This is a genomic window from Longispora fulva (assembly GCF_015751905.1).
Taxonomy (GTDB): domain Bacteria; phylum Actinomycetota; class Actinomycetes; order Mycobacteriales; family Micromonosporaceae; genus Longispora; species Longispora fulva.
In genome coordinates this window covers 4,808,613-4,830,993 of sequence record NZ_JADOUF010000001.1, presented here as the reverse complement: position 1 = coordinate 4,830,993, position 22,381 = coordinate 4,808,613, and the positions used below count along the sequence as shown (strand labels likewise).

The 22,381-nt window shown below is 71.6% G+C and carries 23 protein-coding genes and 2 pseudogenes; 14 read left to right on the top strand and 11 right to left on the bottom strand.

Annotation, left to right across the window (positions count from 1 at the left end):
• Nucleotides 1–11 precede the first annotated feature (11 nt).
• Together IW245_RS21455 and ispG are read left to right on the top strand one after the other, a co-directional pair.
• On the top strand, nt 12–1,265 hold the full coding sequence (locus tag IW245_RS21455; RefSeq protein ID WP_197004959.1) for a M50 family metallopeptidase: 1,254 nt from the start codon (nt 12–14) through the stop codon (nt 1,263–1,265).
• Between the two features lie 11 nt (nt 1,266–1,276).
• Nucleotides 1,277–2,443, top strand: a complete 1,167-nt coding sequence (gene ispG, locus IW245_RS21450) for a flavodoxin-dependent (E)-4-hydroxy-3-methylbut-2-enyl-diphosphate synthase (RefSeq protein WP_197004958.1) — start codon at nt 1,277–1,279, stop codon at nt 2,441–2,443.
• Nucleotides 2,444–2,624: 181 nt separating this feature from the next.
• On the opposite strand, the gene IW245_RS21445 is transcribed toward ispG, so the two are convergent.
• Entirely contained in the window at nt 2,625–3,857 is a 1,233-nt protein-coding gene (locus IW245_RS21445; RefSeq protein WP_233473049.1) for an MFS transporter, read from the bottom strand.
• 81 nt (nt 3,858–3,938) lie between these two features.
• Between IW245_RS21445 and IW245_RS21440 the strand changes: the two genes are divergently transcribed.
• The 5 genes and pseudogenes from IW245_RS21440 to IW245_RS42300 form a co-directional block, all read left to right on the top strand.
• Nucleotides 3,939–4,745 (top strand): GNAT family N-acetyltransferase, encoded by an 807-nt coding sequence (locus tag IW245_RS21440; protein WP_197008623.1) that lies wholly within the window; start codon nt 3,939–3,941, stop codon nt 4,743–4,745.
• 125 nt (nt 4,746–4,870) lie between these two features.
• Entirely contained in the window at nt 4,871–5,422 is a 552-nt protein-coding gene (locus IW245_RS21435; RefSeq protein ID WP_197004956.1) for a hypothetical protein, read from the top strand.
• Nucleotides 5,423–5,460: 38 nt separating this feature from the next.
• Nucleotides 5,461–6,171 carry a pyridoxamine 5'-phosphate oxidase family protein gene (locus tag IW245_RS21430; RefSeq protein ID WP_197004955.1) on the top strand — a complete coding sequence of 237 codons (711 nt, stop codon included), beginning with the start codon at nt 5,461–5,463 and terminating at the stop codon, nt 6,169–6,171.
• A pseudogene (locus tag IW245_RS42305) lies at nt 6,168–6,926 on the top strand (DEAD/DEAH box helicase); the annotation flags it as partial. The gene IW245_RS21430 and the pseudogene IW245_RS42305, both read left to right, overlap by 4 nt.
• A gap of 123 nt (nt 6,927–7,049) precedes the next feature.
• Nucleotides 7,050–8,525 (top strand): annotated as a pseudogene (locus IW245_RS42300) (helicase-related protein); the annotation flags it as partial.
• A 322-nt stretch (nt 8,526–8,847) separates the two neighbouring features.
• On the opposite strand, the gene purU reads toward IW245_RS42300, so the two are convergent.
• Complete coding sequence (gene purU / locus IW245_RS21415; protein ID WP_197004954.1) at nt 8,848–9,693, bottom strand: formyltetrahydrofolate deformylase; 846 nt, start codon at nt 9,691–9,693, stop codon at nt 8,848–8,850.
• A gap of 99 nt (nt 9,694–9,792) precedes the next feature.
• Here purU and IW245_RS21410 point away from each other — a divergent pair, with 99 nt between their 5' ends.
• Genes IW245_RS21410 through IW245_RS21400 form a run of 3 tightly spaced genes read left to right on the top strand, consistent with a single transcriptional unit; the run spans nt 9,793 to nt 12,269 of the window.
• Nucleotides 9,793–10,635 (top strand): hypothetical protein, encoded by an 843-nt coding sequence (locus tag IW245_RS21410; protein WP_197004953.1) that lies wholly within the window; start codon nt 9,793–9,795, stop codon nt 10,633–10,635.
• Nucleotides 10,636–10,644: 9 nt separating this feature from the next.
• Nucleotides 10,645–11,499: a type I methionyl aminopeptidase gene (gene map, locus IW245_RS21405; RefSeq protein ID WP_197004952.1), complete on the top strand. Its 855-nt coding sequence runs from the start codon at nt 10,645–10,647 to the stop codon at nt 11,497–11,499.
• Nucleotides 11,500–11,546: 47 nt separating this feature from the next.
• Nucleotides 11,547–12,269, top strand: a complete 723-nt coding sequence (locus IW245_RS21400; RefSeq protein ID WP_197008622.1) for a VIT1/CCC1 transporter family protein — start codon at nt 11,547–11,549, stop codon at nt 12,267–12,269.
• Between the two features lie 161 nt (nt 12,270–12,430).
• Here the strand turns inward: IW245_RS21400 and IW245_RS21395 are convergent, their stop codons facing one another.
• A complete protein-coding gene (locus IW245_RS21395; RefSeq protein ID WP_197004951.1) occupies nt 12,431–13,138 on the bottom strand; it encodes a nucleotidyltransferase domain-containing protein in 708 nt (235 codons plus the stop codon).
• A 150-nt stretch (nt 13,139–13,288) separates the two neighbouring features.
• A complete protein-coding gene (locus IW245_RS21390) occupies nt 13,289–13,534 on the bottom strand; it encodes a hypothetical protein (protein ID WP_197004950.1) in 246 nt (81 codons plus the stop codon).
• Nucleotides 13,535–13,733: 199 nt separating this feature from the next.
• Here IW245_RS21390 and IW245_RS21385 point away from each other — a divergent pair, with 199 nt between their 5' ends.
• Nucleotides 13,734–14,480 (top strand): GntR family transcriptional regulator, encoded by a 747-nt coding sequence (locus IW245_RS21385; RefSeq protein ID WP_197004949.1) that lies wholly within the window; start codon nt 13,734–13,736, stop codon nt 14,478–14,480.
• Between the two features lie 2 nt (nt 14,481–14,482).
• Here the strand turns inward: IW245_RS21385 and IW245_RS21380 are convergent, their stop codons facing one another.
• The 7 genes from IW245_RS21380 to IW245_RS21350 form a co-directional block, all read right to left on the bottom strand.
• Complete coding sequence (locus IW245_RS21380; protein WP_197004948.1) at nt 14,483–14,695, bottom strand: dodecin family protein; 213 nt, start codon at nt 14,693–14,695, stop codon at nt 14,483–14,485.
• A gap of 44 nt (nt 14,696–14,739) precedes the next feature.
• Complete coding sequence (locus tag IW245_RS21375; RefSeq protein WP_197004947.1) at nt 14,740–15,210, bottom strand: nitroreductase family deazaflavin-dependent oxidoreductase; 471 nt, start codon at nt 15,208–15,210, stop codon at nt 14,740–14,742.
• 51 nt (nt 15,211–15,261) lie between these two features.
• Nucleotides 15,262–18,015 (bottom strand): FtsX-like permease family protein, encoded by a 2,754-nt coding sequence (locus tag IW245_RS21370; RefSeq protein WP_197004946.1) that lies wholly within the window; start codon nt 18,013–18,015, stop codon nt 15,262–15,264.
• Between the two features lie 5 nt (nt 18,016–18,020).
• Nucleotides 18,021–18,740: an ABC transporter ATP-binding protein gene (locus tag IW245_RS21365; RefSeq protein ID WP_197004945.1), complete on the bottom strand. Its 720-nt coding sequence runs from the start codon at nt 18,738–18,740 to the stop codon at nt 18,021–18,023.
• Nucleotides 18,737–19,312, bottom strand: a complete 576-nt coding sequence (locus tag IW245_RS21360) for a PadR family transcriptional regulator (protein ID WP_197004944.1) — start codon at nt 19,310–19,312, stop codon at nt 18,737–18,739. Before IW245_RS21360 ends, IW245_RS21365 begins: the two co-directional genes overlap by 4 nt.
• Nucleotides 19,313–19,378: 66 nt before the next feature.
• Nucleotides 19,379–19,804 carry a ferritin-like domain-containing protein gene (locus IW245_RS21355; protein ID WP_197004943.1) on the bottom strand — a complete coding sequence of 142 codons (426 nt, stop codon included), beginning with the start codon at nt 19,802–19,804 and terminating at the stop codon, nt 19,379–19,381.
• Nucleotides 19,801–20,259, bottom strand: coding sequence for a hypothetical protein (locus tag IW245_RS21350; RefSeq protein ID WP_197004942.1), 459 nt, complete (start codon nt 20,257–20,259; stop codon nt 19,801–19,803). The genes IW245_RS21355 and IW245_RS21350 overlap by 4 nt, the downstream gene beginning before the upstream one ends.
• 144 nt (nt 20,260–20,403) lie before the next feature.
• On the opposite strand from IW245_RS21350, the gene rimP reads away from it, so the two are divergent.
• Genes rimP through IW245_RS21335 form a run of 3 tightly spaced genes read left to right on the top strand, consistent with a single transcriptional unit; the run spans nt 20,404 to nt 22,315 of the window.
• Nucleotides 20,404–20,949, top strand: coding sequence for a ribosome maturation factor RimP (gene rimP / locus IW245_RS21345; RefSeq protein ID WP_197004941.1), 546 nt, complete (start codon nt 20,404–20,406; stop codon nt 20,947–20,949).
• Entirely contained in the window at nt 20,946–21,974 is a 1,029-nt protein-coding gene (gene nusA, locus IW245_RS21340; RefSeq protein ID WP_197004940.1) for a transcription termination factor NusA, read from the top strand. The genes rimP and nusA overlap by 4 nt, the downstream gene beginning before the upstream one ends.
• Entirely contained in the window at nt 21,887–22,315 is a 429-nt protein-coding gene (locus IW245_RS21335; RefSeq protein ID WP_372445211.1) for a YlxR family protein, read from the top strand. Before nusA ends, IW245_RS21335 begins: the two co-directional genes overlap by 88 nt.
• Nucleotides 22,316–22,381: the final 66 nt, after the last annotated feature.

Here is a 22,381-nt window from a genome sequence, read left to right as displayed (position 1 = left end):
AGAGGGATTTCATGGCGCAGGCGCTCGGGGTCATCTTGTTTGCCCTCGGCATTTTCGTCTCAGTATGTCTGCACGAAGCAGGACATATGTGGACGGCCAAGCGGTTCGGTATGAAGGTCACCCGGTACTTCGCCGGCTTCGGCCCGACCCTGTTCTCCTTCCGTCGCGGTGAGACCGAGTACGGGCTCAAGGCCATCCCACTGGGCGGTTTCGTCAAGATTGTCGGGATGACGCCGCAGGAGGAGGAAGAGGAGGAGCTGAGCGAGGAGGACAAGAAGCGGGTCATGTGGCGCAAGCCGGTGTGGCAGCGCACGATCGTCCTGTCGGCCGGTTCCGCCGTGCACTTCATCCTCGCCTTCGTGATCATGTGGATCGCCGCGATGTTCGTGGGCCTGCCGAACCCGGCGTTCGCGAAGGCGCTCGACGACGTGGCGAAGCACCCCCGGATCAATGTCGCGAAGTGCGTCGTCGTCGCCAACGAACAGCGCGACTGCAACCCCGGGACCGACCCGGCCTCCCCGGCGAAGAACGCCGGCCTGCGCGACGGCGACACGATCACCAAGGTGAACGGCACCGCCGTGACCACCTACCTCGACCTGGTCAAGGCGATCCGGGCCACCCCGCCCGGCCCGGCGACGCTCACGGTCACCACCGACGGCGCGGAGCACACGGTCACCGTCGACCTGATCTCGGCCCAGCGGACGTCGCTCACCGAGAAGGGCAAGACCGAGACGGTCTCCGCCCTCGGCGTCGGCGGTTACCTGGACCCCGGGGTGCCCACCACGATGACGTACGGCCCGGTCGACGGGATCGGCGCCGCCGGCAGCTTCTACATGGACACGCTGGGCAACACGTTCACGGCGTTGAAGAAGTTCCCGGAGAAGCTGCCGAAGCTGTGGGACGCGGTCACCGGCTCCGAGCGCGACCCGGAGACCCCGATCAGCGTCGTCGGCGCGAGCCGGATCGGCGGCGAGCTCGCGGACCGGGGCCTGTGGTCCGTGTTCCTTTGGCTGCTTGCGTCGTTGAACATATTTGTGGGCATCTTTAATCTGCTACCGCTGCTCCCGCTCGACGGGGGCCACATCGCCGTCGCCTGGTTCGAACGGGCCCGCTCCTGGTTCGCCGCCCGGCGCGGCCGCCCCGACCCGGGCCGCGTCGACTACGCCAAGCTGATGCCGGTCACCTACGTGGTCATCATCGTCTTCGGCGCGTTCACCCTGTTGACGGTGGGCGCTGACATCTTCAACCCGATCACCCTGAAGTAAGTGGAAGAACAGTGACCTCGATCAGCCTTGGTATGCCCCCCATGCCGCTGCCGGCCCTCGCCGAGCGGCGCAAGTCCCGTCAGCTGATGGTCGGCAACGTGCCCGTCGGCGGCGGCGCGCCGGTCAGCGTGCAGTCGATGACGACGACGCTCACCTCCGACGTCAACGCCACCCTGCAGCAGATCGCCGAGCTGACCGCCTCGGGCTGCCAGATCGTCCGGGTGGCCGTGCCGTCCCAGGACGACGTGGAGGCCCTGCCGGCGATCGCGAAGAAGTCCAACATCCCGGTGATCGCGGACATCCACTTCCAGCCGAAGTACGTGTTCGCCGCCATCGACGCCGGCTGCGCGGCGGTCCGGGTGAACCCGGGCAACATCCGCCAGTTCGACGACAAGGTGGGCGAGATCGCCCGCGCCGCCGCCGACGCCGGGATCCCGATCCGGATCGGCGTCAACGCCGGTTCGCTCGACAAGCGGCTGCTGGAGAAGTACGGCAAGGCCACCGCGGAGGCGCTCGTCGAGAGCGCCCTGTGGGAGTGCTCGCTGTTCGAGGAGCACGGCTTCCGCGACATCAAGATCTCGGTCAAGCACAACGACCCGGTCGTCATGATCCGCGCGTACCGCCAGCTCGCCGAGCAGTGCGACTACCCGCTGCACCTCGGCGTCACCGAGGCCGGCCCGATGTTCCAGGGCACGATCAAGTCGGCGGTCGCGTTCGGCGCGCTGCTCGCCGAGGGGATCGGCGACACGATCCGGGTGTCGCTGTCCGCGCCGCCGGTCGAGGAGATCAAGGTCGGCAACCAGATCCTGGAGTCCCTGGGCCTTCGGGAGCGGGGCCTGGAGATCGTGTCGTGCCCGTCGTGCGGGCGGGCGCAGGTCGACGTGTACAAGCTGGCCGAGGAGGTCACCGCCGGGCTCGAGGGCCTGCCGGTGCCGCTGCGGGTCGCCGTCATGGGCTGCGTCGTCAACGGCCCCGGCGAGGCCCGCGAGGCCGACCTGGGCGTGGCGTCCGGCAACGGCAAGGGCCAGATCTTCGTCAAGGGCCAGGTCATCAAGACCGTGCCGGAGTCGCAGATCGTGGAGACGCTGATCGAGGAGGCGCTCCGGCTCGCCGAGGAGATGGGCGCGGAGCTCCCGGAGGAGCTGCGCGGCCTGGCCTCGACGGTGACGGTGCACTAGAGGCACGCCGCATGCCCGTCCCGCCTCGGGTGGGACGGGCATTTTTCATGGTTACGGCGGGGACCGACCCGGCGCGCGTCGGCACCGCCCCGCTCAGGTGCGCTCGCCCGGGGTGTCCCGACCACGCGCCGGCGCGCGCCTCGCCCAGGTGCGCGAACCCACCGTGTCCCCGCCTCGCGCCTCAGACCGTGGCCAGGTCCTCGGCCGTCACCCCGGGCCGGGTCCGCCGCCCCCACCGGACCACCGCCGGATACACCACCCCGGCCACCGCGAACGCCGCCCCCATCGCGACCCACCCCGCCGTCCCGCCGGCGGTCACCAGCAACGCCAGCGCCGGCGGCGTCACCATGTTCCCGATCTGCCGCCCCATCGTGTACGTCCCCTGGTACTGCCCCTGCGCCCAGTCCGGCGCCAACCCGAAGACGACGCTGAACGTGGCCGTGGACAGCCACAGCTCCCCGAGCACGTGCACCGCCCCCGCGACCAGGACCAGCGCGCACACCGCCCAGACCGGCAGACCGGCGGTCAGGCCGTACAGCACGCAGGACGCCCCGACGACGAGCGCCCCGCGCCGGCCGATCCGCCCGGCGTCCCGGATGCCGTCCACGCCCCGGCTGGCCCAGACCTGCAGGGTCACGCAGCCGAGGGTGTTGACCAACAGTGCCGCGGTGACCAGCCACAGTGGCGCGTGCCGCTGGGTCGCGAGCCACAGCGGCAGCCCGATGCTGAGGATCTCGTTGTACGTGCTGGCCATCACCCCGTCGATCACCGTGAACACCAGGAACGGCCGGTCGCGCAGCGCGACGAGCCGAGGCCCGTCGGCGGGGACCGGCAGCACGGGCACCCGGTCGGCCCGGGACAGGATGAGCGCGGCGACCAGGAAGGTGCCGGCGTTGCCGAGCAGCATCGCGACGTACGCCGCCCGGGTGTCCAGCAGCAGCGGAATCCCGCCGAGCAGGGCGCCAAGCGCGATCCCGCCGTTGTTGACCGAGCGGACGAAGGCGCGCAGTTCGATCCGCTGCGCCGGCGGCACCGCCCCGGCGATCATGGCCCCGGACGAGCCCTTCCCCGCGGCCTCGCCGACCGCGATGACGCAGGCCAGCACCACGAAGGACCAGAAGCCGTTGACGAGGACCATGCCGGAGTACACGACGGCGAGGACCAGGAGCGCGCCGATCTGCATACCTTTGGGGCCGACCCGGTCGGCGACATAGCCGAGCGGGGCGCTGAGCAGGGTGCCGAGGACGGCCGCGACGCCGAGGCCGACGCCGAGCTGCACCGGGGTGAGCCCGACGGAGCGGGTGAGGAACAGGACGCTGCAGGTGAGGTACGCGCCGTTCCCGAGCGTGTTGACCAGGGTGGCGAGGGTGAGGATCCGGGCGGTCCCCGGGGGCGGCAGCAGTCGGTTGAGCACGGCCCGATCAAACAGTACGAACGTACGGTTTGAAAAGGAGTTGTGATCCATGGCACGCTTGCTGGCGTGTTGACGTCCACGATGCCCGTGCGACTGCTCGGCGAGAGCGACCGTGCGGACGTGCTGAGCCTCCTGGCCAGGTCACCGATCGCCTCGGCGCAGCTCGCCGAGCGGATCGAGGCGTACGGGGTCTCCGCCTGGCGCACCGGCGGCCAACTCCTCGGCCACGGCCCCCGCAGTCACCTGGAGGCCGTCTGCTGGCGTGGCGCGAACGTGATCCCGATCGGCGTGTCGACCCACTTCGCGGAGGTGCTCGCGGCCGACCGGCGGGGCGTCGGCTCGATCGCCGGCCCGGCGGAGGCGGTGCTCGACCTGTGGCGGCGGCTCGGCCCGGGCTGGGGGCCGGCGCGGCTGACCCGGCCGGACCAGCCACTGCTGGTGACCGGCGGCCCGGCGGCCGTGGTCCCGGAGCCCCGGGTGCGACTGGTCCGGCGGCGCGAGCTGTCGCTGCTGTACCCGGCATCGGTGGCGATGTACACCGAGGAGCTGGGCGTGCCGCCGATCGAGGCGGAGTACCAGAAAAGGGTCGCGAGCCTGATCCGGGCCCGCCGCGCCTACGCCTGGATCGAGGGCGGACAGGTCCTGTTCAAGGCCGAGTTGGCGGTCGTCACCCGCCACACCGCACAGTTGCAGGGCGTGTGGGTCGCCCCGGAGCACCGCGGTCGCGGCATCGGCTCGGCGTGTCTCGCGGCGGTCGTCGAGGACGGCCTGCGCCGGCTCGCCCCGACTGTGAGCCTGTACGTGAACGACTTCAACTCCACCGCCCGGCGTGTTTACGCTAAGTGTGGATTCCGGCAGGTGGGCACGTTCGCGACGATCTTGTTCTGAAGCGAACATGCGTTCCCTGCAACATGAATGAATCAGCCGATCGGCCACAACTCGTGATTTCCCTCACTCATGCCACTACTGTATGTAACGACAGCACTCCTAACGAGTAATGAGGTGACGCTGCCATGGGGAGGATCGTCAAACAGATCTCCGAGAACACCACGAAGTACTACTGGTATCCCGGGGATAAGAAGGACTGGGTCAGAGCCGGCATCGCCCTCGGTGCGGGTGCCGCGGTGTTCGCCGTCGCGCGCCTGTTCACCGACGGGCCACTGTGGGGAGCCGTGCTCGGCGCGTCCGCGACGCTCGCCGTGGCCGGATTCAACTTCGGGCGCCGCGACGCCCGGGCGCTGCACACGTTCCCGGACGTGGCGGCAGCCCGACGGGCGGCGATGGTCGACACGGGGCGGGCCGCCTGGCGGGCGCTCGTCGAAGGGTTCGGTGCGGCGGCCGCCGCGGTGTTGATCGTCAACATCCCGCGGACCGGCTTCGCGTACAACTGGTTGCTGCCGATCGTGCCGGCCATCATCGGCGCACTCGGCCACCAGGCGGGCATGCTCTACGAACGGCTCCAGCAGACCGCAGCCGCCGAGGCCGCCGCGACCAAGGAGGCGTCGCCGGTACCGGCACCGCCCGCCGCGGCCGCACCGGCTCAGGAACCGGCGGCGGTGAGCTGATCACGGGGACTGTCGGCCCCTGGGGCTAGATTGGGCCCATGGGGAAGACGTACGAGAGCATCGACGCTGGGCTGCGGGAGTTCATCGCGGCCCAGCAGCTCTTTTTCACCGCCACCGCGCCGACCGGCCCCGACGGGCACGTCAACGTGTCGCCGAAGGGCATGGCCGGCTGCTTCGCGGTGCTCGACGGGCACCGGGTCGCCTACCTCGACTACACCGGCAGCGGCGCCGAGAGCATCGCCCACCTGCGGCAGAACGGCCGGATCACGATCATGTTCTGCGCGTTCGAGGGCAGACCCAAGATCCTCCGGTTGTACGGGCGAGGGGCCCTGCACTACCCCGGCGACCCGGCGTTCGCCGCCCTGCGCGGGCACTTCGGCCGGGCCGAGGACCACGGGCTGCGCGCCATCGTCGAGGTCGACGTCGAGCGGGTCAGCTCCTCCTGCGGCTACGGGGTCCCGCTGATGGACTTCGTCGGCGACCGCGACCTGCTGGACAGCTGGGCGGACAAGCGCACGCCCGAGAAGCTGGTGGAGTACCGCACCGAGCGCAACGCCGTCAGCATCGACGGCCTCCCGGCGTATCCGGTCGCCGACCCCGGCCTCCGCGCGCCTGGCCGGGCTGTGTCCGAGGGCGGTCGGGAGCCAGCGTCCGCTGGCCGGGAGGGCCTTCGCCCGGTGGATCCGGCCGACCCCCTCGTGCCCGGTCCGGTCAGGCTCGACGGTTCGACGTCCCCGGTGTCCGGATGAGGGCCCGCGCCGAGGAGCTGCTGCGCCGCCTGGCCGGCCCGAAGGCCGTCCTCCGCGACGACCAGTGGACCGCCATCGAGGCCCTGGTCGCCGACCGCCGCCGGGTGCTCCTCGTCCAGCGCACCGGCTTCGGCAAGTCCGCCGTCTACTTCGTGGCCACCGCGCTGCTCCGCGAGCAGGGCGCGGGCCCGACCGTGATCGTCTCCCCGCTGCTCGCCCTGATGCGCAACCAGGTCGACGCGGCGGCCTCGGCCGGCATCCGCGCCGCCACGATCAACTCGGCGAACCTCGACGACTGGTCGGCCATCGAGGCCGACATCCTCGCCGGGACGGTCGACGTGCTGCTGGTCAGCCCCGAGCGGCTGAACAACCCCGACTTCCGCGACCGGGTGCTGCCGGTCCTCGCCGGCTCCTGCGGCATGCTCGTCATCGACGAGGCGCACTGCGTCTCCGACTGGGGCCACGACTTCCGCCCCGACTACCGGCGGATCCGCACGTTCCTCGCCGGCCTGCGGCCCGGCGTGCCGGTCCTGGCGACCACGGCCACTGCCAACGAACGGGTAACGGCCGACGTGGCCGAGCAACTCGCGGAACACGCCCCACCCCCGGGAGCTTCCGGTCCGGTGCCGGGCGCAGCCCCGTCGCGGAGCGCGTCACGTCCAGCGCCGGGTGCCGCCCCGGCGGACGAGTGGGAGGAATCCTGGGCCAGCCAGCAACCCGACCTGTGGGACGAGGCCGAGGAGAACTGGCCCGAGCCGTCGCCGCCCGCTTCGGCAGGATCGGCGCAGGCGTTACCCGCCTCGGCTCGATCGGCGCAGGTGTCGGATGCCGTGGCGCTGCCCGATCCGCAGCGACCCCCGGTCGGAGAGCCGCTGGGCACGCTCGTGCTGCGCGGCCCGCTGGACCGCGAGTCCCTGCGCCTCGGCGTGCTCCGGCTGACCGACGCCGCCGAACGGCTCGCCTGGCTCGGCGAACACCTGGCCGACCTGCCCGGCTCCGGCATCGTGTACACGCTGACCGTCGCCGCCACCGAGGAGGTCTCGGCCTACCTGCGCTCCTGCGGCTACGAGGTCGCGGCGTACTCGGGCAAGACCGACCAGGCCGAGCGGCTGGCCGCCGAGGAGGCGCTGCTCCGCAACAAGGTCAAGGCCCTCGTCGCCACGTCCGCCCTGGGCATGGGATACGACAAGCCCGACCTCGGGTTCGTCGTGCACCTGGGCGCGCCGAGTTCCCCGATCTCCTACTACCAGCAGGTCGGCCGGGCCGGCCGCGCCGTGGAGCACGCCGACGTGCTCCTGTTGCCGGGCCGCGAGGACGAGGCCATCTGGCGGTACTTCGCCTCGGTAGCCTTCCCCGCCGCCGACCAGGTGGCCGCCGTGCTCGCAGCCCTCGGCGGCAGTCCGCTGTCCACCCAGGCCCTCGAAGCCCGCACGGAGCTGCGCCGGACCAGACTGGAGCTGCTCCTCAAGGTGCTCGACGTCGACGGCGCGGTCCGCCGGGTCAAGGGCGGCTGGGTCGGCACGGGCGAGCCATGGAGCTACGACGCTGAGCGCTACGCCCGGGTGACCGCCGCCCGCGAGTCCGAACAACAGGCGATGCGCGACTACACCGCCCTCCCCGTGTCCGACGAGCGCCGGTCCGGAGCCGGTGGGGCGTGTCGGATGGAGTTCCTCCGCCGGCAACTCGACGACCCCGGCGCGCGGCCGTGCGGTCGATGCGATGGTTGCGCCGGTGCGTGGTACCCGCTCGACATCACCGCGGCCTCCCGCGACCGGGCCCGCGCGTTCCTCGGCAAGCCCGGGGTCGAACTGGAGCCCCGCAAACTGTGGCCGACCGGCGCCGCGGCCAAGGGCAAGATCCCCGCGGGGGAACTGGCGGCGTCCGGCCGCGCCGTGGGCCGGCTGTCCGACCTCGGCTGGGGCCCACGACTCCGCGAGCTGACCCGCGTGGACGGCCCGGTGCCCGACGACGTGTTCGCGGCCGTGATCGACGTCCTGAAGTCCTGGGGCTGGTCGCAGCGCCCGACGTCCGTGGTCGCGATCCCGTCCCGGACCCGCCCGCAGCTCGTCTCCACCCTGGCCCGCCGGCTGGCGACCGTCGGCAGACTCACCGACCTGGGCGACCTGACCCGAGTCGGTGGCGGCCCGCCGGGGGCCTACGCCGACGCGAACAGCGCACACCGGCTCGGCGCGGTCTGGGAGGCGTTCGAGGTGCCGCCGATGAGCTTCGACGGCCCGGTGCTGCTGGTGGACGACTACGTCGACTCGGGCTGGACCCTGACGGTCGCCTCCCGCGCCCTCCGCCAGGCCGGCGCCCCGGCGGTCCTCCCACTGACCCTGGCACTGTCCGGCTGACACCCGGCACCCTGCTTGCTCCGGCTCCGGGCCGCCGCCGCGTCGTTGACCGTCGAGGTGGTCGCTGTCGGGGGAGGCCGACGCTTGCGGTATCGACGACCCGTGACCACGGCAGGAACGGTCCGTGGCGGGTTCGGTTGGAGAGAGTCAAAGGCTCTTCTCTCTCCAACCGAACCCGTCACGGACTACCCCACAGCAAGTGATGGGCGGGCGAGGACGCGATGGCCACACCACCACCGGAGCGCCGGCCCAGGGCCGCGCCAGCTCACCCCTCGCCGGGTGCCGACGCGCGCCGGGCAGGCTCCTCCGTACCCAAGAAGTGTTATTTGAAGATGACCGTGCGGTGCGCGTTCAGGAGGATGCGGTGTTCGACGTGCCAGCGCACCGCACGGGCCAGCGTGGTCCGCTCCAGGTCCCGGCCGATGGCGATCAGGTCCTCCGGCGTGTTGGTGTGGTCCACCCGGGCGACCTCCTGCTCGATGATCGGCCCCTCGTCCAGGTCGCCGGTCACGTAGTGCGCGGTCGCCCCGACGATCTTCACGCCCCGGTCGTAGGCCTGGTGGTAGGGGCGGGCGCCCTTGAAACTGGGCAGGAACGAGTGGTGGATGTTGATCGCCCGGCCGGACAGCGCGGTGCACAGCCCGTCGGACAGGATCTGCATGTACCGGGCGAGCACCACCAGATCGACCCGCTCGGACTCCACGAGCGCGAGGAGCTGCGCCTCGGCGGACGCGCGGGTCGCGGCGCTGATCGGGATGTGGTGGAACTTGGCGCCGTGGAAGGCGGAGAGCCCCTCGAGGTCGGGGTGGTTGCTGACGACGCCCACGATGTCGGCGCGCAGGTCGCCGTTCTCGACCCGGTAGAACAGGTCGCTGAGGCAGTGCGCGTACTTCGACACCATCACCAGGATCCGGGGCCGGACGGCGAGATCGTCGAACCGCCACGTCATGTCGTACTTCTCGGCCACGGGCCCGAACCCGGTCCGCAGTTCCTCGACGGTCAGGCCGGGCGCGTGGGTCCGCACCCGCATCAGGAACCGGCCGGTGCTCGGTTCGGCGAACTGGCGGCTGTCGACGATGTTGCCGCCCACCTCGTGCAGGTAGGCGGAGACGGCGTGCACGATCCCGAGCTGGTCGGGGCAGTCGAGCCTTAGGACGAAGTCACCCATCGCACCAGGTTAGTGCGGATCACCTGATGGGACGCACCCAGCCGTCGGGTGGCGACAAACGAGTCGGCGCCGCGCGGTTCGGCCGCCTATCCTGCCGGGATGGACCTTCCTCGGCATCCGAACCCCGGCATGTCCGGGCCGACCGGCCACCCCGAGTCGGATGCCCTCCGCGTCTCCCTGGCCGAAGCCGACCGCCTGTTCGCCGACACCCCGACGCTCGACGCGGTGTCCGGCTGCGGGATGTGTTGGTCCGACGAGGAACTCCGTCTGTTGGGCGGTGACCCGACACTGGTGTCCGAGGAACTGCTCGGCCGCTTCGCCTTGGAGGTGCCGAGTCACTGGGACGCCGAGGAGGCCCCGGTCACCTGGCAACGGCTGATGCCACGACTCCTGCGCCGCCTGGCCGGCACGCCACCGGACGCGGGTGCCATGTTCGACTTCGAATTGTCGCATTTCGCTGGCGGCGCGCGGTTCCGGTCCTGGCCGGTCGAGCGGCAGGCTGTCGTGGAACGCTGTTTCGGCGCGATCCTGCGGGTCCGGCTGCTGGACAGGTTCCCCGACGCGAACGACCTTTTCGAGGGCATCGCGCACGCGACCGGTGACGTCCGGCGCTTGCTGGACTTCCTGGATGCATGGACGGGCCCTGAGGCGGACGGCGCGGTGCTGTTCCTCGCGATGCGGTACGCGGAGGACCTGGTTTGGGAGGACGACGGCCAGGTCTTCTTTTGGTGGTATGACGTGGACCGCACCGTCCTGCCGGCGTGGTTCGCCTCACCCTCCGTCGAGACCCGTCTGGATGGATATCGACAGGATTGCCGCAATGCGGTCCTGCTGCGGGAGTGCGTGCGACTGATCAGGGCGGGGGAGAGGCCGTCCTGGTTCTACCAGGGGTACCAGGCGGAGGGGCCGTTCCCCGTCCGGGTGCTCCCGCCTACCGGATAGGCTCGACGCATGACCGTCCGCGCTCCCCTTGTCCCCGGTGTCCAGTCGCCCTGGCGGGCCGTCCCGTCGGGCATCGTTCGTCCCGAGTACGTCGGGAAGAAGACTCCGACGAAGATCGGCTCGGACGTCCAGACCCCCGAGATCATCGAGCGGATGCGGATCGCCGGCAAGCTGGCGGCCCAGGCGCTGGAGGTCGGTGGCCAGGCGGTCAAGCCGGGGGTGACGACCGACGAGATCGACCGGATCGTGCACGAGTTCCTCTGCGACCACGGGGCGTACCCGTCGACGTTGGGGTACAAGGGCTTCCCGAAGTCGTGCTGCACCTCGCTGAACGAGGTGATCTGCCACGGCATCCCCGACTCGACCGTGGTCGAGGACGGCGACATCGTCAACATCGACGTGACGGCGTACATCAACGGGGTGCACGGCGACACGAACGCGACATTCTTCGCCGGCGAGCCGGCCGAGGAGGTCCGGCTGCTGGTGGAGCGGACCCACGAGGCGACGATGCGCGGCATCAAGGCCGTGAAGCCGGGCCGGTCGCTGAACGTGGTCGGCCGGGTGATCGAGTCCTACGCGAAGCGGTTCGGCTACGGCGTGGTCCGCGACTTCACCGGCCACGGCATCGGCCAGACCTTCCACACCGGGCTGTACGTGCCGCACTACGACAACCCGCGCCTGGACACGGTGATCGAGGTGGGCATGACGTTCACGATCGAGCCGATGATCACGCTGGGCACGCACGACTACGACATCTGGGCCGACGAGTGGACCGTGGTCACCAAGGACCGGAAGTGGACGGCCCAGTTCGAGCACACCCTGGTCGTGACCGAGGCCGGCGCCGAGATCCTGACCGTCGCGTGACGAGCACCGGGGACCGGGCCGCCGAGGGCAGCACCGTCGGGGACCCGGTGACGCGCGGCGCCGGGGACCGGGGCACCCGGGCGAACGCCCCGGTCATCGACCACTCGCACGCCGACGTCTCCGGCGGCTGGTTGCGGCCGGCCACGTTCGGGGCGATGGACGGCCTGGTCACCAACATCGGCCTGATCGCCGGCGTCGGCGGCGGCCGGCTGGACCCGAGGACGATCGTGCTGACGGGTCTGGCGGGCCTGGTCGCGGGGGCGATCTCGATGGCGCTGGGGGAGTACACCAGCGTCCGGACGCAGAACGAGCAGGTCGCCTTCGAGGTCGACAAGGAGCGCCGCGAGCTGGCGTTCAACCCGGCCGGCGAGGCCGAGGAGCTCGCGCAGGCGTGGATCGCCCGGGGGCTGCGGCCCGACCTGGCGCGCGAGGTGGCGACGGAGCTGGCGAAGAACCCGGACGAGGCGCTGCGGGTGCATGCCCAGGAGGAGCTGGGCGTCGATCCGCAGGAGGTGCCGAGTCCGTGGATCGCGGCGGTGTCGTCCTTCGTGTGTTTCTCGATCGGCGCGCTGGTTCCGTTGCTGCCGTATCTGCTCGGGGTCGACCAGTTGTGGCCGGCCCTGGCGGCGGGCGGGGCCGGCCTGTTCGTGGCGGGCGCGATCGTGTCGCGGTGGACGCGCCGGGTGTGGTGGGCGAGCGGCCTGCGCCAGTTGACGATGGGAGCCCTGGCCGCCGGAGCGACGTATCTGATCGGCTCCTTGTTCGCGTAGCAGGCGAAAAGCGAAGATCAATAGCTGTGACGGTTACGGGGAGGACTCACCCTGTGCGCATCGGCACCGCCCAGGGTGGCTCGCCATCTGCACCCGGCCGGCCACTGCGCCCCGGTACTTGTCGGGAACCTCTAACGATCGGGTCCGGCACAGGTCACGGGTCAACTCAACAGGTCCGCTATGTCCCCATCCACCGGCCGGCCGCGCTCCGCCAACGCCTCAGCTTGTGCCTGCAACTTCGCGCCGACCTCGGTGCCCGTCATCTCGCCGAGCCCGGTCCGGGTCACGGCCTCGGCGGCGCCCCGGAAGTATGTCCTGGTCAGCAGCCCCTCCACGGTGGCGGCCGCGATCCGGGCCTGGGCGATCAGCAGAACGGCCCCGTCGGTGTCGTACCGCTGGGCCAGCCGCGAGGACCGCGCGTGTAGGGACATGGCCTCGTACCAGGCGGCCCGGGCGAGCGCGGAGAACTCCCGCCCGCTGGCCTCGGCGAGCCGGGCGAGGTGGGTGTCGCGCAGGGTGTCGAACCACCCGCCGGGATCGTGCAGCGGAGTCGTGGTCAGGTACTGGTCGGCGGCCAGGGGCCACGTCGTCGACAGCGTGCGCGCGTGCCGCAGGTAGGCGTCGGCGCTGATCACGCCCAGGTCGACGATGATCCCGTCGATCCGCCGGCTGCCAGGGTGCGGGCCGCGCCCGTCGCCGTAGGTGACCACGACGAGGTCGATGTCGCTGCCCAGGGTGTCGTCGCCGTGCGCGAGGGAGCCATGCACGCCGATCGCCTGCACGTCGGCGGCCCACCGGCGGCGGACGGCGTCGGCGAGTTCCTCGGCGAGTTCCCACCGGGGGTTCGGCGCGACATCCGCACTGGACATACGGCCATTCTGCGCCACGGGCGGGTCGTCGGGGGCCCAAACGGGAGCCCTGTCCATGGTCCGGGCAGGTCGGACTCGCGAATGCCGGGGCCAGCCACGGAGAAGGGCGAGACGCGGGCGCGCTGAGAGCGGGAGCCGGGCGGGCCGGGCTCAGACGCGGGCGTGCCGGAGCGGGTGCCGCGACGTCTGCGGAGCGATGCCCTGCAAGTTGACGAACACCGACCGTTTGGTGATCGCGTTGCCGCTGTTGTCCAGCACGTACCCCTCGATCCAGGCCCAGCCGTAGACGCTGGACCTGCGGCCTTCGGTCTTGGTGACCCGGAGGATCAGGGGCTTGCCGAACTGGGGGCTCGCGGACTTCGTGAGGCGTACGACGTCGCCAGGCGTGGGCATCATCGGCTCGGACCTTCGCGTTCGGTTGAGCACAATTGTCTGATAATGCGCCGTCAGGTCAAAATTCGCACAGTGTGAAACCTGAACGACGCGGATGGCTTGTTGGTATAAGTTCGAGCCTGAGCGTACGGTGACCGTCCCTGTACGTCAAGACAGAGCGTAATTTTGTCGGTACAAGTAGTGATCGTTTCGGAGGCGCCAGATGCCGTCGCTGTACGCCACACTCGCGGACACCCTCCGCGCCGAGATAGTGGCTGGTGCCCTGCCGCCGGGCACCCAGTTACCCAGCGAACACGAGCTGGTGCAGCGACACGGCGTCAGTCGGAACACGGTGCGCAAGGCCCTCGGGCAACTGGTCCATGATGGACTGGTGATCTCACGGCAGGGCAGCGGCTACTTCGTCCGCGAGCACCAGCCGGTGATCTGGCACGCCTCGCGCCCGGAGCGCAACGTGCAGACGAGTGTGCTGCCGGCCGACGCGTGGAGCCACTGTGTGCGCGAGCAGGGGCGTACCCCGGAAGAGAAGATCCGGATCGTCGTCGGGGTGCCCAACGCGCGGATCGCGGCGGCGTTGCAGCTCAAGCCGGGCGAGGAGGTGGTCGGCCGGCTCCGCGAGCGCTATGTGGACGGTGTGCTGAGCACGCTCGCCGACTCCTACTATCCGGAGTCCCTGGTCCGCGACAGCCCGATCATGCTGCCGTACGACGTGCAGCCCGGGGTGTACGCGATCCTGGCCAGCCGGGGCGCGGGCTTCACCCGCAACCGCGACGAGATCATCACCCGGATGCCCAACCGCGAGGAGGCCAACCGGCTCAAACTCGGGCCGGGCACGCCGATCGCCGAGCATCTGAGGGTCAGCTTCACGCCCAGTAACCGCCCGGTGCGTCTGCTGCTGTCCATCCTGCCCGGCGACAAGGTGACGATCGCGTACGAGAGCTTCGCGACCTGACGTCAGTCCAGCACGAACGTGATCAGCATGTGCACCTGGTAGCTGGTCACGTTCCCCTTGCCGTCGAGGCCGATCTTCATCTCCTTGACCCACGCGCCCGTCACGTTGCGGAGCGTCTCGTTGGCCCGGGTGATGCCGGTCTTGATGGCGTCCTCGAAACTCGTCGGCGAGGTCGCGCTGACCTCGGTGACGCGAGCGACGGTCCCCTGGGGCATGCCGACCTCCAACTGCAGAAGTATGGGATGCCGGCAACGCTAACCTATTTTTTGGGTACTAAACGGAAAATGCGGATTTTGCGCCCGGCCCGCTCGGCATAGCTGTCGTACGCGGGCCACACCTTCGTGACCAGCCCCCACAGCCGCTCGTACTCCGCGCCGGTCGCCATCGTCGCGGTCACCGTGGACCGCGCGCCCCGGATCTCGACCGTCGCCTCGGGGTGGGCGAGGAGGTTGCCGCTCCAGGCCGGGTGCTTCTCCTGGCCCCAGTTGGAGCCGACGACCACGTAGCCGTCGCCGTCCGGCGCGTACAGCAGCGGGTTGGTCCGGGGTTGGCCGGACCTCTGGCCGGTCGTGGTGATCAGCAACGAGGGCAGGTCGGGCTTGCCGAGGATCATCAGCCGGCCCTTGCTCCACTTGGTGATCACGGTGTCGACCGGGACGAGCTGCCGGCCCATCCAGGCGAACCAGCGCTGGTGCCCGAGGCGCTTCACGAGCGCGGAGTAGCGTGCCACGCCCGACAGTGTGTCAGCGTGGCACGCCACTCCGCTAGAGGTGAATCATTCTCATGTGATCCGGCGTTCGATCGGCAGCCGCGACCGGGTGAGCAGCCCGGCGCCCGTCATGGCCAGCACCGGCACCGCCAGCACCACCAGGCCGAGCAGCGGCCACGGCGCGTCCAGCGGCAGCGGACTGCTCGCCGGCCAGCCGCCGCGGTGGGACTCGTTGACGGAGAACAGCACCGCGTACATCATCCCGAGGCCGACGAGCGAGCCCAGCAGCCCGCCGAGGATCGCGATCACCCCCGCCTGCGACAGCGACAACCGGCGCCGGAACCCGGGGCTGGCCCCCACCGCGCCCAGCGTGGACAGGTCCGCCCGGCCGTCGGCCGCCGCCAGCCCGGTCGCGATCCACGCCGCGCCCAGCGTCACCAGGCACGCCGCCAGCATCAGCACGATCAGCATCTGGGTCTTCTCGGTGTCGTACGCCGGCGTGCCCCGCTCCACCTCCATGTACGCCCCCTCCGAGGCGGACCGAAGGGCGGCCCGGGCCCGGTCCTCGTCCCCGGTGTCGGGCATCCGGGTGACCGTGCCGACCAGGCCGATCGGCTGGGCGAGCAGCCCCAGGCCGCCGAGCACCTGCGGTGGCAGGACCGCCCGGGTGCCGCCGACCGCTCCCGGCAGCAGCACGGCCGGGAGCCGGGTTCGAGTCTCGACCGGTACGGGGCGGCTGCCGTCGGGGGTGTCGGTGTACACGGAGCGCAGCACCGTCACCGTGCCGTCCGTGATCAGCCGGGCGTCGGTGACCAGCACCTTCCCCGCGCGCAGGTCCGCGACCGCGCGGTCGAGCGCCGGGCCGGACACCCCGGTCACGGTGCCCACGGCGGCCCCGTCGTCGACGAGGTTCGGCACCATGTTCGAGCTCTCCTGGTCGAGGTGGTCGCACCGCCGGTCGGCCAGGGCCGCCTTCCGCTCGGCTGCGGTGGCGTCGCGCCCCAGGAGCCGCCAGTCGTACGGGCACCGCTGCGCGACCGGCATCTCGACCGTCACGTCGCAGGAACCCGCCTTGTCGGCGGCGTTCGCCGGGCAGACCGGGGCCGCCACGTCGTGGGTGGCGCCGATCGCCAGGGTCCGGCGCAGCGCCGCGGCGACCCGGCCGGCGGCGGCGGTGTCCCCTTCGGCGCTGTGGAAGGGCGCGGCGACGGTTCCGACCGGGTACGACGGCCGGTAGTCGGCCGCCTGCCTGGCCTGGTCCCCGGCGAGGTACCCGCCCAGGGCCACGCATCCGGCCACGGCGGCCATCACGGCGGCGATCGCCGGTGCCGCCGAGGCCCGGTTGCGGGCGGCGTCGCGCAGCGCGATCCTGGGGGCCAACGGCAGGAACCTGCCGAGCTTGGACACCGCCCCGACCAGGGCCGGCGTGCACAGCACCGCGCCGAGTTCGAACGCGACCAGGCCGGCGATCAGGACCGGGATCATCCGCTGCAGGGTGGCGTAGCTGACGGCGACGATCCCGCCGGCCACCAGGGCCAGGCCGAGAGCGACCCAGCGGCGCTTGGACCGGGTCACCCCCCGCCGGCCCGACAACGCCTGGACCAGGTCGACGCGGGCCGCCGTGAACGCCGGCACCAGCGCGCCGATCACCCCGGTGCCGACGGCGAGCCCGACGGCCGCCAGCTGGCCGAGCGGCAGAACCCGGAACGCGCCGGCCCGCTGCTCGACGAGGTACTGCTCGACGAGGGGCCTGCCGAACCAGGCGGCGGCGAGCCCGACGGCCACCCCGGCCACGGCCGCGACCAGGCCCAGGACGAGCCCGTCGGCGAGCACGATCCGGCGGATCTGGGCGGGGGTGCCGCCGGCCGCGCCGACCAGGGCCAGTTCCCGCTGCCTGCGCCGGGCCCCGACCGCGAACGCCGGCCCGGCGAGCAGCACGACCTCCAGCAGCGACAACACGACGACGAGGGTGCCGTACGCGAGGCTCGTCTCGCTGACCGGCAGACCGGACTGCGGCCCCCAGTTGGCGTAGTAGGGCACCTCGGAGCGTGGCGGCGGGTCGAGGAGTACCGCCCGGGACACCGCGACGACCCCCGACTTGTTGAGGTCGCGGACCTGGGTCCACGGCATGGCGGCCGGCAGGTCGGCGAGATAGCGGTCGCCCACGGCCGGCGTCGCCGGATCGCTGTCGGGCAGCGTCCCGGGCAGTGCCACGACGAACTGGTCATGGATCCCGTCGGGCCGCTCCACCAGCCCCACCACGGTGTAGGAGGCCGAACCGTCGCCGAGCCGGACCACGTCCCCGACGGCCACCCCGAGCCGGTCGGCGGCGACGCGGCTCAGGGCGACCTGACCGGCGCGCTTCGGCGCGGAGCCGCTCAGCTGGCGGAGGAGGCCTGCGGCGAGTGGGTCCGTGTAGTCGAGGGCGCGGGTCTCGAGCTTGGCGATACCCGCACCGCGGGTGGCGAACACCGCCGTGGTGCCCGTGCGGTCGAGCAGGAGCCGGCTGCCGGCGGGCAGGAAGGTCGCGATCTGATCCCGACCGGCTGGCTCCGGGGGCGCGTCGTGCCGCGACAGGTCCGGGGTGCTCCAGGCAGCCTTGGTCGGCTCCTGAAACAGGGCCGAGGACTGCGGCCTCGTCACGGCGGCGTCGGCGGCGCCCAGGGCGCGGACGGCCTGCTCCTGTGGGGTGAGCCGGAACATGTCGAACGTGGCGGCGGTGAAGGACAGGGCCAGCACCGGCAGCATCAGCATCGTGACGATCAGTACGGAGCGCCCCTTGGCCCGCCGGACCTGTCGCCAGGACATCCGCAGGGTCGTACGCACCGCGCTCACGCCCCGGCCTCCAGTAACGAGTCGACCTGCGCCAGCGGGCCGGACGCGTCGACCATCAGGCCGTCGCGGAGGAACACCACCCGGTCGGCCCAGGCGGCGTGCCGGGCCTCGTGGGTGACGAGCACCCCGGCGGCGCCGGCGTCGCACCGGCCGCGCAGTACCCGCAGCACGGTCTCGCCGGTCTGGGAGTCCAGCGCGCCGGTCGGCTCGTCGGCGAGCACCAGGCGGCGGTCGCCGACCAGGGCCCGGGCGATCGCGACCCGCTGCTGCTGGCCGCCGGACATGTCGTCGGGGAAGCGCGGCGCGAGGTCGGCCAGGTCCAGCTCGCCGAGCGCCGCCAGGGCGGTGCGCCGGGCGGCGCGGGCACTGACCCCGTCGAGTTCGAGGGGGAGGGCGACGTTCTCGACGGCCGTGAGGCTGGGCAGGAGGTTGAGGTCCTGGAACACGTATCCGATGCTCTGCCGGCGCAGCTTCGCCAGCCCCCGCTTCGTCTGCGCGCCGAGGGACTGGCCTTCAACCAGCACCTCGCCCCTGCTGGGCCGGTCGAGCCCGCCGGCCAGGTGCAGCAGGGTGGACTTGCCGGAGCCGGACGGGCCCATCACGGCGACCAGCTCGCCGGCCCGGACGGTCAGACTCACCCCGCGCAGCGCGTGCACGGCGGCCTCGCCCGAGCCGTGGGTGCGGTGGGTGTCGCGGAGCTCCAGGACGGCGGTCACGCGAGGCTCCTCTCGTCGAGGTGCTCGGCCTGGACGGCCGGCACGGTGGGCGGGGCGACCGGGTAGCGCAGCAGGCTCGACTCGCAGTGGTCCAGCCAGCGCGACTCCGCCTCCGCCTGGAAGATCAGGGCGTCGAGCACCAGCAGCCAGGGCAGGTCGCGCGGCGGTTCGGCCCGCGACTTCAACCGGGTGTACTCCTGCAGCGCCCGCATCGTCGCCGTCCGCTGGGTCTGCACCACCGACGTCACGTCCACCCCCGGCGTGGTCAGCGCCAGGGACAGCTTGATCGCCAGCTCGTCGCGCGGCCGGTCGGCCCGGGCGACCGGGGTCGCGAACCACGTCGCCAGCTCCGCGTGCCCGGCGTCGGTGATCTCGAACGGCCGCTGGCCGCCCTCGGACTCCGGCAGCGGACGGACCAGGCCGTCGCGCTCGAGCCGGTTGAGGGTGGTGTAGACCTGCCCGATGTTGAGGGGCCAGGTCGCGCCGGTGGACTCCTCGAAGGCCACCCGCAACTGGTACCCGTAGCGCGGCCCGTGTTCCAGGGCGGCGAGAATCCCGTGCTTGACACTCATAGTTACCGAGTATGCATACCGGGTATGGCAATCGGCAAGTTTCCGTGCCGTGCCAGCTCAGGAGCCCTACTGCCGACCCGGGAACGGAACGACGGACGGGGAGGTACCCGACGCCCGCCGCCACCGGGCCGCGCGCTGCGCCGTGTCCACGAGCGCGTCCAGGGCCAGCCGGCGGTCCTCGCCGTCGGTCACCGGCAGCGCCGCCCGCCACGCCTGGGCGGCCCGCTCCTCGATCACGAGGGCGAGTTTGAGCGCGCTGACCCGGTCGGTGACGGGGAACGGCGGCGCGTACACCGGCTCGGCCGGCGGCGGGGTGGCCCCGGCGCCGGTCAGCTTCGCGATCACCGCGTCCCGGCGCTCGCGGTGCGCGGTCTCGGCCGCCCGGGCGGTGTCCAGGGCTGCGCCGTCCAGCCGGCTGCCGAGCACGCCGTAGCCGTACACGGCGGCGTGTTCGGCGGCCAGCGCCGCGGTCAACTGGGTGGCGGCGTTCACGACAGCACCTCGACATGGGTCGCGCGGCAGGCCGCGATGGAACCGAGCAGCGCAGCGTACGCGCCGGGGATGGTCAGCGCGGCCTCGTGGGCCGCGGTGGCGGCCTTCTTCTCCTCCTCGAGCAGCCCGGCCCGGCCGAGGGCGTCGGGGGCCGCGGTGGCCGACGGGGTCCGGCTCGGGGCCGGCTTGCGGATCGCCGCGGCCAGGGCCTCGGCGTGCGCCCAGTGGTTGTCCCGGAGGGCCCCGTACTTACCGGCCAGGTCGGGGGCCGCGCCGAACGCCGCCTCGTACACCTCGGCGAGCCGGACCGTCGCGGCCAAGTGCTCGGCCAGGGGGTTCGGCGGGGGCGGGCCGGCCTTCTTGTCGAACAGGCCGCAGCCGGCGAGCCCGACGGCGGCGGCGAGGCCGACGAGCGTGCCGAGCGCCTGACGGCGGGAGATGGGTTCCATGCGCACCCGGACGAGGGTAGCCGGCCGGGCGGCGGCGCGCCGGGCGAGCGCGCCGCGTGGACCCCCGGGGCGGCGGGTTACGCTCATACCCCCGGTTGGAGCCTCGTGGCCCGCCGGTGGTGTTGACTTATAACTGGAGGTGTTCGGGCGATGGCGAGTCTGACCGCGCTGAAAACCCGGATGACCGAGATCGTCGCCCCCGCCGTGACCGGCGCCGGCTACGACCTGGAGGACCTCGCCGTGACCCGGGTGGGTCGCCGGCTGCTGGTCCGGATCACCGTGGACGGCGACAACGGCGTGAATCTCGACACCGTCGCCGAGCTGTCCCGGCTCATCTCGGACGGGCTCGACGCGCACGAGGCCGAGCTGGGCTCCGAGCCGTACACGTTAGAGGTGTCCTCGCCCGGCGTGGACCGGCAGCTGACGACGGCCCGGCACTGGAAGCGGTCCGTGGGTCGGCTCGTGAAGACCGCGAGCGCCGGCACCGGCCGGGTCATGTCCGTGGCCGACGAGGTCGTCACCCTCGACGTCGACGGCACGGAGAAGCAGCTCACGGTGGCCGAGCTGGGGCCCGGCAGGATCCAGGTGGAGTTCACCCGGGTGAACGAGGCGTTCCCCGACGAGGACGACATCGACGAAGACGATGACTTTGACGACGAAGACGACACTGAAGACGTGGAAGAGGATCAGAAATGAACATCGACCTCGCCGCCCTCCGCGAACTGGAGCGTGAGCGGGAGATCCCGTTCGAGACGATCCTGCACGCGATCGAGTCGGCCCTGCTCACCGCCTACCGGCACACCGAGGGAGCCGTCCCCAACGCCCGGGTCGACATCGACCGGCGCACCGGCGTCGCCTCCGTGATGGCCACCGAGCGCGGCCCGGACGGCACGATCGTCCGCGAGTGGGACGACACTCCGCACGACTTCGGCCGGATCGCGGCCATGACCGCCAAGCAGGTCATCCTGCAGCGGCTGCGCGAGGCCACCGACGAGGTGAACTTCGGCGAGTACGTCGGCAAGGAGGGCGACATCGTCACCGGTGTCGTGCAGGCCGACGGCAGCCGGGCCGAGAAGGGCATCGTCGCCATCGACCTGGGCAAGGTCGAGGCCGTCCTGCCGCAGTCCGAGCAGGTCCCCGGCGAGCTCTACGAGCACGGCATGCGGATCAAGTGCCTGGTCGTGCACGTGGCCAAGGGCTTCCGCGGCCCGCAGATCACGGTGTCGCGTTCGCACCCGAACCTGGTGAAGAAGCTGTTCTCCCTCGAGGTGCCCGAGATCGCCGACCGCACCGTGGAGATCATGTCCGTGGCCCGCGAGGCCGGCCACCGGACCAAGATCGCAGTGCACTCGGCGGTGCAGGGCGTCAACGCCAAGGGCTCCTGCATCGGCCCGATGGGCACCCGGGTCCGCGCCGTCATGAGCGAGCTGCACGGCGAGAAGATCGACATCATCGACTGGGCGGAGGACCCGGCGCAGTACGTCGGCAACGCCCTGTCCCCGGCCCGCGCGCTGTCGGTCGAGGTGGTCGACCCGGTGGCCCGCGCGGCCCGGGTCGTCGTCCCGGACTTCCAACTCTCCCTCGCGATCGGCAAGGAAGGCCAGAACGCCCGACTTGCTGCCCGTCTGACCGGGTGGCGGATCGACATCCGTTCCGACGCGGAGGGTCAGGGCGATCACGGAAACGAGGCTGGCGGGGCGCGTCGGGGAGCGACGGGGTAGACTTCCTCGTGGTACGTCGCGCAAATCCGTCTCGAACCCAGCCCATCAGGCTGTGTGTCGGTTGTCGGGTGCGCGCGCCAGCCTCCGAGTTACTGCGAGTGGTCGTTGTGGGGTGCGCAGTCACCCCTGATCCCCGCCGCAGGCTGCCGGGCCGAGGTGCGAGTCTGCATCCCGTTCCGGCCTGTCTCACGCTGGCAGAGCGGCGCAGGGCCTTCGGTCGGGCGCTGCGGGCGACCGGTGTCCTGGACACCGGTCCGCTGCTGGAGTTTCTTGGAGTTGCCGATGGCGGTGTCGTCCCGACGCCGCACGGATCCCGTAACAAGGCAGGTCGACCAGCATGAGCATCCGATGAAGCAGCTGCAATGAGCCAGCTTCCGATGCACGAGTGAGGTTGCTGCGGGTCTTTG